Source organism: Microbacterium thalassium (assembly GCF_014208045.1).
GTDB classification, from domain to species: Bacteria; Actinomycetota; Actinomycetes; order Actinomycetales; family Microbacteriaceae; genus Microbacterium; species Microbacterium thalassium.
Map to the genome: position 1 here is coordinate 2,752,570 of NZ_JACHML010000001.1, position 12,864 is coordinate 2,765,433.

Annotated in this window: 17 protein-coding genes and 1 other RNA gene; 6 read left to right on the forward strand and 12 right to left on the reverse strand. The window is 70.6% G+C overall.

Annotation, left to right across the window (positions count from 1 at the left end):
* Nucleotides 1–26: 26 nt before the first annotated feature.
* The 7 genes from HD594_RS12785 to HD594_RS12815 all read right to left on the reverse strand — a co-directional run bounded on the left by HD594_RS12785 (nucleotide 27) and on the right by HD594_RS12815 (nucleotide 4,215).
* Complete coding sequence (locus HD594_RS12785) at nucleotides 27–257, reverse strand: phage baseplate assembly protein V (protein ID WP_184751319.1); 231 nt, start codon at nucleotides 255–257, stop codon at nucleotides 27–29.
* A 137-nt stretch (nucleotides 258–394) separates the two neighbouring features.
* Nucleotides 395–764: a transfer-messenger RNA gene (ssrA, locus tag HD594_RS12790) on the reverse strand.
* Between the two features lie 124 nt (nucleotides 765–888).
* Complete coding sequence (locus HD594_RS12795; protein WP_221446621.1) at nucleotides 889–1,329, reverse strand: hypothetical protein; 441 nt, start codon at nucleotides 1,327–1,329, stop codon at nucleotides 889–891.
* Between the two features lie 64 nt (nucleotides 1,330–1,393).
* Nucleotides 1,394–2,170: an anti-sigma factor gene (locus tag HD594_RS12800; protein WP_184751320.1), complete on the reverse strand. Its 777-nt coding sequence runs from the start codon at nucleotides 2,168–2,170 to the stop codon at nucleotides 1,394–1,396.
* The gene (locus HD594_RS12805; protein WP_271171161.1) at nucleotides 2,157–2,708 is read right to left on the reverse strand and encodes an RNA polymerase sigma factor; all 552 of its coding nucleotides are present in this window, start codon (nucleotides 2,706–2,708) and stop codon (nucleotides 2,157–2,159) included. Before HD594_RS12805 ends, HD594_RS12800 begins: the two co-directional genes overlap by 14 nt.
* Nucleotides 2,709–2,743: 35 nt before the next feature.
* Complete coding sequence (locus HD594_RS12810) at nucleotides 2,744–3,391, reverse strand: class F sortase (RefSeq protein ID WP_184751322.1); 648 nt, start codon at nucleotides 3,389–3,391, stop codon at nucleotides 2,744–2,746.
* A 5-nt stretch (nucleotides 3,392–3,396) separates the two neighbouring features.
* Nucleotides 3,397–4,215, reverse strand: coding sequence for a DUF4397 domain-containing protein (locus HD594_RS12815; RefSeq protein WP_184751323.1), 819 nt, complete (start codon nucleotides 4,213–4,215; stop codon nucleotides 3,397–3,399).
* Between the two features lie 126 nt (nucleotides 4,216–4,341).
* Between HD594_RS12815 and HD594_RS12820 the strand changes: the two genes are divergently transcribed.
* Nucleotides 4,342–5,010, forward strand: a complete 669-nt coding sequence (locus HD594_RS12820) for an SIMPL domain-containing protein (protein WP_184751324.1) — start codon at nucleotides 4,342–4,344, stop codon at nucleotides 5,008–5,010.
* 33 nt (nucleotides 5,011–5,043) lie between these two features.
* On the opposite strand, the gene smpB is transcribed toward HD594_RS12820, so the two are convergent.
* The 4 genes from smpB to prfB form a co-directional block, all read right to left on the reverse strand.
* Entirely contained in the window at nucleotides 5,044–5,520 is a 477-nt protein-coding gene (smpB, locus tag HD594_RS12825; RefSeq protein WP_184751325.1) for an SsrA-binding protein SmpB, read from the reverse strand.
* A 91-nt stretch (nucleotides 5,521–5,611) separates the two neighbouring features.
* Nucleotides 5,612–6,526: a permease-like cell division protein FtsX gene (gene ftsX / locus HD594_RS12830; protein WP_184751326.1), complete on the reverse strand. Its 915-nt coding sequence runs from the start codon at nucleotides 6,524–6,526 to the stop codon at nucleotides 5,612–5,614.
* The gene (gene ftsE, locus HD594_RS12835) at nucleotides 6,523–7,575 is read right to left on the reverse strand and encodes a cell division ATP-binding protein FtsE (RefSeq protein WP_184751327.1); all 1,053 of its coding nucleotides are present in this window, start codon (nucleotides 7,573–7,575) and stop codon (nucleotides 6,523–6,525) included. The genes ftsX and ftsE overlap by 4 nt, the downstream gene beginning before the upstream one ends.
* A gap of 69 nt (nucleotides 7,576–7,644) precedes the next feature.
* Nucleotides 7,645–8,757, reverse strand: a complete 1,113-nt coding sequence (gene prfB, locus HD594_RS12840) for a peptide chain release factor 2 (protein WP_184751328.1) — start codon at nucleotides 8,755–8,757, stop codon at nucleotides 7,645–7,647.
* Between the two features lie 83 nt (nucleotides 8,758–8,840).
* Between prfB and HD594_RS12845 the strand changes: the two genes are divergently transcribed.
* The 3 genes from HD594_RS12845 (at nucleotide 8,841) to HD594_RS12855 (ending at nucleotide 11,579) form a co-directional block, all read left to right on the forward strand.
* Nucleotides 8,841–10,082 (forward strand): MFS transporter, encoded by a 1,242-nt coding sequence (locus tag HD594_RS12845; protein ID WP_184752853.1) that lies wholly within the window; start codon nucleotides 8,841–8,843, stop codon nucleotides 10,080–10,082.
* Nucleotides 10,083–10,195: 113 nt separating this feature from the next.
* Complete coding sequence (locus tag HD594_RS12850) at nucleotides 10,196–11,191, forward strand: heme-binding protein (RefSeq protein WP_221446622.1); 996 nt, start codon at nucleotides 10,196–10,198, stop codon at nucleotides 11,189–11,191.
* Between the two features lie 52 nt (nucleotides 11,192–11,243).
* On the forward strand, nucleotides 11,244–11,579 hold the full coding sequence (locus HD594_RS12855; protein ID WP_184751329.1) for a hypothetical protein: 336 nt from the start codon (nucleotides 11,244–11,246) through the stop codon (nucleotides 11,577–11,579).
* A gap of 36 nt (nucleotides 11,580–11,615) precedes the next feature.
* On the opposite strand, the gene HD594_RS12860 is transcribed toward HD594_RS12855, so the two are convergent.
* Entirely contained in the window at nucleotides 11,616–11,984 is a 369-nt protein-coding gene (locus tag HD594_RS12860; RefSeq protein ID WP_184751330.1) for a rhodanese-like domain-containing protein, read from the reverse strand.
* Nucleotides 11,985–12,051: 67 nt separating this feature from the next.
* Here HD594_RS12860 and trxA point away from each other — a divergent pair, with 67 nt between their 5' ends.
* Nucleotides 12,052–12,444 carry a thioredoxin gene (gene trxA / locus HD594_RS12865; protein WP_184751331.1) on the forward strand — a complete coding sequence of 131 codons (393 nt, stop codon included), beginning with the start codon at nucleotides 12,052–12,054 and terminating at the stop codon, nucleotides 12,442–12,444.
* Nucleotides 12,441–12,719 carry a YgaP-like transmembrane domain gene (locus HD594_RS12870; protein WP_184751332.1) on the forward strand — a complete coding sequence of 93 codons (279 nt, stop codon included), beginning with the start codon at nucleotides 12,441–12,443 and terminating at the stop codon, nucleotides 12,717–12,719. Before trxA ends, HD594_RS12870 begins: the two co-directional genes overlap by 4 nt.
* Nucleotides 12,720–12,864: the final 145 nt, after the last annotated feature.

Here is a 12,864-nt window from a genome sequence, read left to right on the forward strand (position 1 = left end):
ACGCGCCCGGGCGTGCTCAGCGCAGATCACTCCGGTGTCGGGATCGTGCCGAGCACCACGGGGCGCGACAGGTCGCCTTCTTCGAACTCGATCCACACCGCGGTGCCGGGCTCGGGCGGGCGGTGGCGTCGGGCCCCGAAGGGGATGACGGGCAGAGCCCAGATCGAGGCGACCCCGACGCTCGGCACGTCGACCGACAGGCGGCCGAGGCCCAGAGGATCCGCGGAGTCCAGGACGGTCGCGCGATGCAATGGCATGCCCTCAGTATCGCCACGCGGCGCGCCGGGATGCGAGCGCCTTTCCGGATCGGGCGGCGATTCCGGCGGGTACGACGAAGGCCCCGACACCCGCGCATCGCTGCGGGGCCGGGGCCTTCACTCCTGTGACAGCGGCTTGGTGGAGATGGGGGGAATCGAACCCCCGTCCATCGTTGAGTCAATGCGGTTTCTCCGGGCGCAGTCTGTAGAGGCGTTCTGCTCGGCTCCGACCTTTGTCACAGACACCTAAGTCGACGAGCCCAGCCTGGAAAGAGTCCCGCGCGGCGTCCAGACGCCACCGCGCAGCAAGATCCCTAGATGACGCCAGGAGCCGTGTCGGGATCACCCACGGTCTGACGGACTATCGGGCTCGCTTACGCAGCGAGGGCGAAGTCGTTCTGCTTGGATTCGGCAGATATTGGTTTGCAGGGAGCGTTCACGAGATAACCCTGCATCCTCGGCCCGCTGCACGCAGATCGGCAAACGATGTCGAAACCGATCATCCCCGTGATCCTTCCAGCGAAGGAGGGGCCGCTGTCACACTGTGGAGTTGTCACGCTGGGTGCGGTGCACCCGAGCATCCCAGACTACAACGGATCCCGCGAACGCGGAATTCCCGCCGCATCGACGATCAGCGTGCGACCCGGTCAGAGCGGGCGAACAGCGGATGCGGCCACGCCCCGAGGGCGAGCACCGCGAGCGTCGTCTGCGCCAGTCCTGTCACGAAGTACACGCCCTGAAGGAGCGACCACTCCCGCAGGATCGCGAGCTCGACGAAGATCCAGATCATCATGACGAGCCCGGCTGCCGCGTGCAGCCCCCACGCGAGCCGGAACCGGCCGTACTGCGCGACGAGCGCGAGCGCCTGGACACCGCCGACGACGACGCCCAGGATCACTCCGGGCCACGCGTAGCTCGTGAACGGCGACCCCTCGAGCACCTCGAGCGGAAGACCCATGCCGCCTCCGGCGGTCAGGCCGACCAGGCCGATGAGCGCGGAGACGAGGTTGAACCATGCGACGGTCGCCAATGCGATCCGCCACCCGCGTGCAGGCGTGCCGGCCCCGGCCATGACCGCACCGTACCGCGCGGCGCGGGCGCCGGACGGGACCTTCGGCCCGCCGGCGCCCGCCGCTTCAGGCGAAGTCGAGTTCGCCGCGCACGATCGAATCGCCCGAGTGGGCGGGATCGCCGTCCAGCGGCTCCTGCGACACGTCCACGAGGACGTACTGGTGGATGTCGATGTCGTCGGGGATCGCGAACTCCCCCTCGCTGCCGTCGAGGATGCCCAGGCTCACCAGCGCCGAGGCGTCGGCCGTGATGAGCCACACCTCGCGGTAGCCGTCGCCCTCGGACTCCTCCGTGTCGAGTTCGACGCGCACGACGCGCTCGCCGTCCGCCTCCTCGACCACGACGGCGGAGCCGGCGGCATCCGGGTGATCGGGGAAGGCCGCCAACGTCGCCGCGGCCACCTCGACGACCTGTGCGGGACGCACGAACGACCACACGCCGACGATCGCGAGGACGAGGGCGGCGCCGGCGGCGAGGCCGACCATGGCCCGCGTCAGCGCACGCGAGCGCGAGCCGGTGCCGGGGGCCTGTGTCGGGGCGGGGGCCGATTCGTCGCGGCTCGCAGCGGCGGGCGCTGCGGAATCCGCGTCGAGGCGCTCGTCCGGCGTCGGCACGGGGTCGGGGAGGTCTGCGACCTCGGCGGCGATGCGATCCCACACCCGTTCGGGGGGCGACTCGAGATCGCCCATGTCGACGGTGGAGCGCCCGACGATCACCGTGCGCCTCAGCTCGAACAGGTCGATCGTGCAGTCGTCGCACTGCTCGACGTGACGGGACTCGTCGAGCGACATCGGCTCGCCCAGCGCGATCAGAGCGATGCGGTCGGGGTCAAGGTGCGACATGGCCCACCTCCAATCGGCTGCGCAGTCTCGACAGACTTCGTCTGATGTGGCTCTTGACGGTCCCCAGCGGCATCGCGAGTCGCTCGGCGATCTGCTGATGTGTCAGGTCGTCGTAGAACGCGAGGCGGACCACGTCCCGCGCGTCCGGTTCGAGCCTCTCGAGCTCATCCGCCAGCAGCAGCCGGTCGGCCAGGTCGACCTCGGACTGCACCATGTCGTCGGGGTCCGAGAACCGCACGAGCTGGTCCTGCAGAGCCCGGACGCGTGCGCGGGCCTCGTGCATGTCGGCGATCCGCCGACGTGCGATGGTCACGAGCCACGTCGCCAGCTTCGCCTTCGCCGGATCGTACGACGTCCGCGACGTCCACGCCGAGACGAACGTCTTCTGCGTCACGTCCTCGGCGTCGCCGCGGTCGCCGAGCGATCGCAGCGCCAGCGTGAACACCAGCGCCGACCAGCGGCGGTACACCTGCTCGAGGGCGCGGTCGTCACCGCGGCGGAACCTCTCGACGAGCTCGAGCTCATCCAGGTCGTCCACGCGGCCTCCTCTCGTCATGAGTGCCGGCGCCATGGTCACCGTACCGGAGTGGCCACGGCGACGACGTTGTCGGCGTATCGTCCGGTGGCGCGATCGAACGCGCCCCCGCACGTGATGATGATCAGCCGGTCGTCTCCCGCCCGCGCGAACAGGCGGTCGACCGGCAGATCCTGCTTCGGGTAGTAGGTCACCTTGTCGATGCGGTACGTGTGCACGTCGCCTCCGTCATCGGTCACGGTCACGGTCTCTCCTCCGCGCAGGTCGCGCAGGCGGCTGAGCGGTCCGATCGGGCGGTCCGGTGCGTCCACGTGCGCCGACAGCACCGTGCTCCCCTCGGCGCTGCTCGGATCGGCGCCGTAGCGGTACCAGCCCGCCACGGCGGGGTCGGCGGGCAGCTCCATGAAGCCACCGTCTTCGACGCCGACCGGCTTGACGGGCATGTCGACGCCGATCGCCTCGATGCGCAGGCGCACCGGCGGCACGCTCACCCGGGCGGGGGCCGGAGTCGCCGCCGCGACCGGCACATCGACGACGGGCGTGGGCCGCGGCGCGGCCACCGTCGCCTCGATCGACGCCTCGGGGGTCTGTGCCGGGCGCGCTGTCGGGGCGCCCGAGCATCCCGACAGGGCGAGGACGACCACCCCGGCGGCCAGCGCCCGGATGATCGTCCCCGCCGATGCCATGGGGATCAGCGCCCCGCCCGGCTGCGGGCGACGACGACGCCGGTCACCGATGCGGCGGCGACCGCGAACACGCCGATCAGCAGCAGCGACTGCAGGAGCATGTCGCGCTCGGCGAGCTGACCGCCGGTGCCGGAGTTCACGCCGTGGGGTGCGGAGTGCAGACCGTCGATCGTCTGCACCGCCAGTGCGAGCGTGTCGTCCTCGAGGCTGCCCCACGCGTAGACGATGGTGAGCACGCCCTCCTCGATCGTGACGTCGGCCGGCCCGATCACCGGGTCGGTGGTTCCGGCGGCCGCGACGGCGGCCGAGATGGTGCCCGGGGCGAGATCCAGCGATGCCTCGTCGGGGTTGACCAGCCCCTCGATCACGGGGCTGCCGCCCGCGAGGACGTCGACGGCCGGCGCGGCGGCGGTGTGACGCACGGTCAGGCGGCCCTCGCCGGCCGCCGTCTGCGAGATGTCGTTCGCGAACGCCGTCACGGTGGGCGCGCCGCCCTCGTCCAGGTGGGCGACGGCGGTGTAGCTCGCGTTCGCCTCGAGCGTGAGGGTGACGGGCCCGAGGATCGGGGAGCTCGCGTCGGCGGCGTCCGGCGCGGTGATCGCGACCTCGTAGTCGCCGGCGGGCAGGTCCAGCGGTCCGGCGAGGTCGCCGGGCTCGAAGTCGTCCAGCGTCAGATCGCCGTTGACGTAGACGTCCACGGTGGTGTCGGGGATGCCGTGCAGCACCGACAGGTCGGCGGTCGTGTCGGAGATGGCGTGGGCCGGCGCGACCGCGCCCAGAGCCACCGCGGATCCGATGGCGATGCCCATCAGGGTCTTGCGCATGAGAGTCCTCCTCGGGTCGAGGCGACCGGTTGTCGCCCGTCATGTGTGTCTTCCCCGACGACACTCGATTCGGATGCACGTGAATAGAAAAAGTTCGCGTCGGCGTCCGCGCGTAGAGTCGCAGCCATGACAGACGTCGTCATCACCGTCCGCGGGCAGCACGAGACCCGCATCGCGCCCGAGCGCGGAATCGTCCACCTGAGCGTGCGTGCCGAGAGCCGCGACCGCGGCGCGGTGGTCGAGCGCATCGCCGCCCTGGCGGAGCCCGTGCGCGACGACCTCGCCGCCCGGAAGTCCGCCGGCGCCGTCGAGGAGTGGTCGAGCCAGCGCGTCGCGCTGTGGTCCGATCGCCCCTGGGGTCCCGACGGCAAGCGGCAGGCGCCGGTCCACCACGCGTCGGTGGACTTCGTGGCGACGTTCTCGGACTTCGCGGCGATGTCGTGGTGGGTCGGCGAGGTGGTCGATCGCGACGGCGTCGAGCTCGGCTGGATCGACTGGCGCCTCACACCCGAGACCCGCGCTCGCGTCGAGCAGGAGGTCGCGACCGAGGCGGTCGGGGTCGCCGTCGCGCGGGCCACGGCGTACGCGGCCGCGCTCGGCCTGGCATCCGTCGTGCCCGCCGAGATCGCCGACCTCGGGCTGCTCGCGGACACGCCCGCTCCGGCCGCTCCGCGCGCCGAGATGGCGCGTGCGGCCGCATTCGCCGGCGCACCGTCCGGCGCTCCGGTGGCTCAGTTCGAGCCCGAGGACATCACCGTCGCCGCCGGCGTCGAGGCGCGCTTCACGGCGAGCTGACCAGTCGCGGACGCTCCGGCATCCGCTGGCGCGTCACTCCCCCATCCGGTTGCGGGTGCGCATCGCGCGCTCGGCCTCGCGCTTGTCCTGCCGCTCGCGCAGCGCCTGCCGCTTGTCGTACTCGGCCTTGCCCTTGGCGACGCCGATCTCGACCTTCGCGCGGCCGTCCGAGAAGTACAGCTTCAGCGGGATGAGCGTGTAGCCGCCCGCCGAGATGGCGTGGCTCAGCTTGATGATCTCGTCCTTGTGCAGCAGGAGCTTGCGCGTGCGCTTGGCGGCGTGGTTCGTCCAGTGCCCCTGCGAGTACTCGGGGATGTGCACGGCGTCGAGGAACGCCTCTCCCCCGTCGATGTACGCGTAGCCGTCGGCGAGGTTTGCCCGACCCTGGCGCAGCGACTTCACCTCGGTGCCGGTGAGCACCAGTCCCGCTTCGTAGGTCTTCTCGATGCTGTATTCGTGACGCGCGCGACGGTTCGTCGCGACGACCGTCTCACCGCGTTCCCTGGGCATGGCGTACTCCTCGACTCCGGCCGCGCAGGCGCACGGCAGCCTGTCAGTCTAGCAACGACCGGGACGGATGCCGGTGCCGCGGCGCCCGCGACTACTCGCGCAGCCAGCGCCGGATCGCGAAGCCCGCTGAGAAGGCCGCGAGCACGATGCCGATCCCGATCAGGATGGGGACGACGATCCACGCATCGGCGAGTCCGACCCACGTGGTGACGAAGTCGACGCGCCGGCGCAGGTAGCCGTCGACGCCGAACTGCACGCCGGCGATGACCGCGCCGCTGGCGAAGATCGCGCCCAGCAGGGCCGCGAAGACACCCTCGAGGATGAACGGCGTCTGGATGAACGGGTTCGACGCGCCCACGAGCCGCATGATCCGCAGCTCGCGGCGGCGCGCGTACGCGGACAGCCGGATGGTCGTGGCGATCAGCAGCACGGCGGCGATCAGCATCAGCACGGCGATGCCGACGGCGATGTAGGTCGCCACGGTGAGCGCCTGGAACAGCGGCTCGAGGTACTGCAGCTGGTCCTCGACGTCCTCGACGCCGTCCAGCGACGTGAACGCCTCGATGATGACATCCGACTGCCGCTGGTCGACGAGGTTGATCCAGAACGTCTGGTTGAGCTGCTCGGGGGTGATGACGCTCGCGTACTCCTCGCCGAGCAGGTCGATGATGTTCTGGTACGCCTGCTCCTGGTCCTCGAACCGCACGTCGCGTATCAGCGGCGACAGGGCGGGGCCGTCGAGCTTGTCCTGCACCTCGGCGATCTGCTCGGGTGTCGCGGCGCCGTCGAGGCACGTCGGCTCCTGCGAGATGTCGGTGCACATGAACACCGCGACCTGCGCCCGGTCGACCCAGTAGTCGCGCATCGTGCCGATCTGCATCTGCATGAGGATCGCGGCGCCGACGAACGTCAGCGACACGAAGGTGACCAGCACGACCGAGATCACCATCGAGAGGTTCCGGCGGAGTCCGCTGAAGGCCTCCGCCAGGACGAGCCCGAGCCTCACGAGGTCGGCCCCACTTCATCGTCGGCGTCGGCGCCGCCCAGCCCCAGGCGGTCGGCGAGCCCGAGCTCCTCCACGTCGACCTCGGCGAGGTCGGCGATCGGGATCGGCTGGGTGGTCTTGGCCGTGACGGGCACGGCCGCCTCGGCATCGGATGCCTCGGCATCGGATGCCTCGGGCTCGACCTCGACTTCGGGCACGGCTTCGGCGGGTTCGTCTTCGGGCGCCTCGTCCACTTCGGGCTCGGCCTGCGGGCGACCGGACGCCGCTGCGAGCGCGGCCTCGCGCTGCACCTCGAGCACCGCGGTGAGGGCGGCCACCGCCGCGGCGCCGCGCTGCGGCTGCGGCGCGAGACTGGGCAGCCCCGAGGTGTCGCCGTAGCCGCCGTGCCGCTCGTCGCGGATCAGCTCGCCTTCGCGCAGCTCGATGACGCGGCGCTGCATCTGGTCGACGAAGCCCTTCTCGTGGGTCGCCATGACGACCGTCGTGCCGCCGGCGTTGATGCGGGCGAGCAGCTGCATGATGTCGACCGAGGTGGCCGGGTCGAGGTTGCCGGTGGGCTCGTCGGCCAGCAGCACCTGGGGGCGGTTCACGAGGGCGCGGGCGATCGCGACGCGCTGCTGCTCGCCACCCGACAGCTCGTGCGGGAGCCGCTTCTCCTTGCCATCGAGGCCGACGAGGGCGAGAACCTCGGGCACGGCCTGCTTGACGAAGCCGCGCGAGGAGCCGATCACCTGCAGCGTGAAGGCGACGTTCTGGAAGACCGTCTTGTCGGGCAGCAGCCGGAAGTCCTGGAACACCGCGCCGATGTGGCGGCGGAAGTAGGGGATCTTGCGGTTCGGGAGCGTGCGCAGGTCGCGGCCGAGCACGACCACGCGTCCCTCGGTCGGGACCTCCTCGCGCAGGATCAGGCGCAGGCACGAGGACTTGCCCGAGCCGGAGGCGCCGACGAGGAACACGAACTCCCCGCGGAGCACTTCGAAGTCGACGTTGCTGAGCGCCGGTTTCGCCGTGCCGCGGAAGCGCTTCGTGACGTTCTCGAACCGGATCATGGCGCATCGAGCCTAAGCGCCATCATCGACCGCGGGCACAGCGACACCCGCGGTGCGGGCATCCGCGGATCAGTCGTCGTCGTCCTTGCGCTTGCGCCACCGGATGCCGGCCGAGATGAGGCCGTCGAGGTCGCCGTCGAAGACCGTCGCGGGGTTGCCGACCTCGTAGCCGGTGCGCAGGTCCTTCACGAGCTGCTGGCCGTAGAGGAAGTAGGAGCGCATCTGGTCGCCCCAGCTGGCGGTGATGACGCCCGCGAGCTCCTTCTTCTTGGCCGCCTCTTCTTCCTTCTTCAGCAGCAGCAGGCGGGTCTGCAGGACCCGCATGGCGGCGGCGCGGTTCTGGATCTGCGACTTCTCGTTCTGCATCGACACGACGATGCCGGTCGGGATGTGCGTGAGGCGCACGGCCGAGTCGGTGGTGTTGACCGACTGGCCGCCGGGTCCCGACGAACGGAAGACGTCGACGCGGATGTCGTTCTCGGGGATGTCGACCTCGACGGCCTCTTCCATCACCGGGATGACCTCGACGGCGGCGAAGCTGGTCTGGCGCTTGTCGGCGGAGCCGAACGGGCTGATGCGCGCGAGACGGTGGGTGCCGGCCTCGACCGACAGCGTGCCGTAGGCGTAGGGCGCGTCGACCTCGAAGGTGGCGGACTTGATGCCCGCGCCCTCGGCGTACGAGGTGTCCATCACCTTGACGGAGTACTTGTGGCGCTCGGCCCAGCGCAGGTACATGCGCAGCAGCATCTCGGCGAAGTCGGTGGCGTCGTCGCCGCCGGCGCCCGAGCGGATCGTCACGACCGCGCTGCGCGCGTCGTACTCGCCGTCGAGCAGCGTCTGCACCTCGAGCTGGCCGATGACGTCCTCGAGCTCGGCGAGCTCGTGGCGTGCCTCTTCGGCGGAGTCCTCGTCGTCCATCTCCTGCGCGAGCTCGACGAGCACCTCGAGGTCGTCGAGGCGCTGGCCGACGTCCGTGACGCGCTTGAGCTCGGCCTGACGGTGGCTGAGGGCGCTGGTGACCTTCTGCGCCTTCTCGACGTCGTCCCAGAGGTCGGGGGCGGCGGCCGCTTCGCTCAGCCGCGCGATCTCGGCGGTGAGCGCATCGACGTCCACCACCGCCTGGATGTCGGCGAAGGTGGAGCGGAGGGCCTGGATATCGGCGGACAGATCGAGCTCGAGCATGACACTCCAGACTAACGTGGTTGAGCGTGGCAGACCGCGCAGATTCCGTCGGAGCGCGCGATGTCCTATGGCGGTTCGGCCCGATGGTGTACCTGCCGACGTTGCTGTTCGCCCTCGGCGAGGGCGCGGTCATCCCCCTCATCCCGATCATCGCCGCCCAGCTCGGCGCCGGCGTCGCGACCGCGGCGCTGGTGGCATCCGCTCTCGTGGTCGGCCAGCTGTCGGGGAACATCCCCGCCGGGTGGGCGGTCGCGCGCTTCGGCGAGCGCCGCACGATGGCAGCGGCCGGCACGATCTCGCTCGCGGGGGTCGTCGGCATGGTGTTCGCGCCGGGCCTGGCCGTGTTCGCGGTGTCGGTGCTCCTGATCGGCTTCTGCGCCGCCGCGTTCGGACTGGCGCGCCATTCGTTCATGGCGACCCGCGTGCCGCTGTCGTTCCGTGCCCGCGCACTGTCGCTGCTGGGCGGCACGTTCCGCCTCGGCATGTTCGTGGGGCCGTTCGCCGCCGCCGCCCTGCTGGCGGTCTTCGGCGACGAGCGGGCCGCGGTGTGGTTCTTCGGCGTGTGCCTGGCCGCCACGGTCGTGCTGGTGCTCGTCGGCCCCGACCCCGAGGAGCGCTTCGCGCCCGCCCCGCCGGCGGCGGCATCCGCTCCCCTGGTGCGGGGCGACGCCGAGACCGAGGACACCGGCGAGGTGGTCACCGGCTCGATCCCGACGCTCGGGCGCGACGGTGTGCTGCGCACGATGTGGCGGCATCGCGGCGTGCTGTCGCGGCTCGGCATCGCCGCGGCGTCGCTGTCGGGAGTCCGCTCGGCACGGCAGGTCGTGCTGCCGCTGTGGGGCGTGTCGATCGGGCTGGACGCCCAGACGATCGCGCTCGTCGTGGGCGTCTCGGGGGCGATCGACTTCGCCCTGTTCTACGCCAGCGGCCAGGTGATGGACCGCTTCGGGCGCCTGTGGGCGGCGCTGCCGGCGATGGTGCTGATGGGCGCCGGCTTCCTCGCGCTGGCGTTCACGCACGATCTGCCGGATGCCGCGATGTGGTTCGCGATGTTCGCCGCCGTGCTCGGGGTGGGCAACGGGCTGTCCAGCGGCATCCTGCTCACCCTCGGCGCCGATGTCGCTCCCCCGTCGGATCCGGCGCCGTTCCTGGGGTCGTGGCGCACGCTGACGGATGCCGGCGGTGCGGCCTCGCCGCTGCTCGTCTCGGCCGTCGCCGCGGTGTCGTCGCTGTCGGTCGCGACCGGCGTCATGGGCGTGGTCGGCCTGCTCGGCGCGCTGGCGTTCGTGCGGTGGGTGCCGCGGTTCGTGCCGCGCCACGGCTGACGTCCCGCGTCGGCGGTATCAGGAGCGGGGTCTGCTCCCTCTGGGACTGAGGGGAGAACCATCCGATCCGATCGGTCTTCCGGGCCGGTCGGCCGACTCTTGGGGAAGAGAAGATGTCACACCCAGGCGATGCCCGCTATGCGGACATGTATCGCGCGAACTCCCGCGTCGTCGAACTCGCCACCGAGGACGACGAGGAACTCGGGCCGTTCAAGAAGCTCCCGGGCAAATGGGGCAACACCGAGCGGCTGAAGGGCCGCGGCTGGAACATGATCGCCCTGCCGTTCGTCGCGCAGAGCGGCGTGCTCGACTACCGCCTCCTCGTGAACCGCTTCGATGAGGAGATCACGTTCTCGCTCGTCGACAAGCGCGTGCCGAACCGCGGCGTCGATCGCCCCGACCGGGCGAACACCGACCAGCTGGTCGTCACGCTCGACTACGAGCAGATGATCGCGCAGTCCGACGCCGACGACATGCCGTCCAGCGGCCTGGCCGGCGGCGGCGACCTCGCGATCCACCACGAGCCGGGCCTGTTCCTGAACATGGGCGAACCGCGCACGAACGGGATCAGCATCGCGCGCCTGGCGTCGGTGCCGCACGGCGACTCGGCGCTCGGGCTCGGCCGGGTCTTCGAGACCGACCGGCCGGCGTTCATCGACGACATCTCGGGACTGCCGATCGGCGTGAACCAGGACCTCGACAGTCCCTATCTCGCGCCGTACCGGCACTACCACGACAACCCGTTCCTGGGGCTGTTCGATCCGGTCCGCCCCAACCAGCTGCTGAACGCGCTGCCGCAGAACGTCGTGAAGAACACCGTGCTGCAGTTCGACACGAAGCTGGCCGAGGCGGGCATCCACAACATCCCGTTCATCGAGCGTCAGGCCGACGCGTCCGAGATGACGTCGACGTTCTGGATCCTCGAGCTCGACGGCGACGGCGTCGACGAGCCGAACCTGCTGCTGGCCTACACCCAGACCGTGATGCTGGAGTTCTTCGACCGGCGTGACGGCGTCGAGGGCCTCATCAAGTGGCCGCACGTGTCGATCAACGTCATGGAGAAGCTGCCCGACGCCGAGTACGACGCCGTGCCGCGGATGCCGGTATGACGGCCTAGAGTGCGAGAGTGCCCAGGGCCCCTGGGCGGAAGCGGGGTCCCGGATGACATCGGCGGTCGTGCGGTTCTGCCGCAGCCGCAATCGCGGTCGACGGTGCACGCGCCCGCTCGATCATCCGGGACTCCACCGGCACCGCACCATCATGTGGGCGGATGCCGCGGCCGACGAGCCGCGCTGCCCCGGTTCGGGTGAGCACGGTGAGCCCGCGGCGGCGCTCGCCGACGGGTGGCCGCACGGCCGCGCCCTGTGCGACGTGTGCCACCGCTTCGTCGTGCTCGACGCGGACGGCGCGCTGCGCGAGCACGACACGTCCGACCCGGACGAGCCCGCCCACGAGGCCGCGAGCCGTCGCGAGTGGCTCAACACGTACGGGTGGTGAGCGGGGTGCCGGCGCGTGGCCGACACCCCGGGGACGCTAGTCGGTGACGATGTCGAGTCCGGTCGACTTCGACGCCTCCGAGACGCCGCCGGCGTCCGTGACGTCCTCGAAGCCGGCCTGGTCCATGTAGGCCACCGCCTGCGACGAGCGGTTGCCCGACTGGCAGTAGACGACGTACTCGCCGTCGAGGTCGTACTCCAGGATGTCCTCCTGGAATGTCGGCGACTGCAGGTTGACGTTCACGGCGCCCTCGAGGTGGCCCCCGGCGTATTCGCCCGGGGTGCGGACGTCGATCACGACGGTCTCTTCGGTCACCTCGATCGAGGGCGAGCTGGAGCAGGCGGTCAGAGCGGCCGCGGCTGCGGCGAGCGCGACGGTGAACGTCACGGCGCGACGAAAGCGCATGGTGGTTCCTTTCGGTGGTTGCGACTCGATTATACCCCCAGGGGTATTCTGCGGTATGATGGTCGGCATGAGCACCCGTGAGATCACCATGGAGAACATCTCGTCGACGATCGAGGACTCCGACATCGTCCTCCTCGACTTCTGGGCTGCGTGGTGCGGTCCGTGCCGCATGTTCGCTCCCGTCTTCGAGAAGGCGTCCGAGGAGCACCCCGACATCGTCTTCGGCAAGGTCGACACCGAGGCCGAGCAGCAGCTGGCCGCCGGCTTCCGCATCACGAGCATCCCGACGCTGATGGCGTTCCGCGAGGGCATCCTCGTCTTCGCGCAGCCCGGCGCCCTCGCCGCCCCGCAGCTTCAGCAGGTCATCGACGCGGTGAAGGGCCTCGACATGAACGAGGTCCGCGCCCAGGTCGAGGCCGCCAAGGCCGAGCAGGCTCAGGCCGAGGCCGCCCAGGCGTGACCGATCAGCCCGCTCGCCGGCGGTGGACGCGCCTGTGCGGGGTCACGCCCGGCGAGCGCGCGGTCCGCGCCGTCCTCGCGGTCTTCATGGTCGCCCTGGCGTTCAGCTTCGGCGACAACCTGATCATCGCGATCCCCGCCGGCGCCGCGGCCGCCTACCTCGTCTTCGCGGCGGTCACCGGCTGGTGCCCCTCGCTCCCCCGCTTCTCCCGTGAGCACACGGTCGAGAAGAACACCCTCGGCGTCCCCGAGGCGCGTCAGCACATCGACGTGTAGGTCTGCGCACCTCCCGGTCGTCGCAGCGTCGGAGAATCTGCCCTCCGTCGGAGGGTTTCACGCAAGATCCTCCTGCGAACCCGCGATCGTCCGACGTTTGGCGCGCGTCCTCACGCAGGCGAGTCAGCGCAGGGCCGTGCGACCG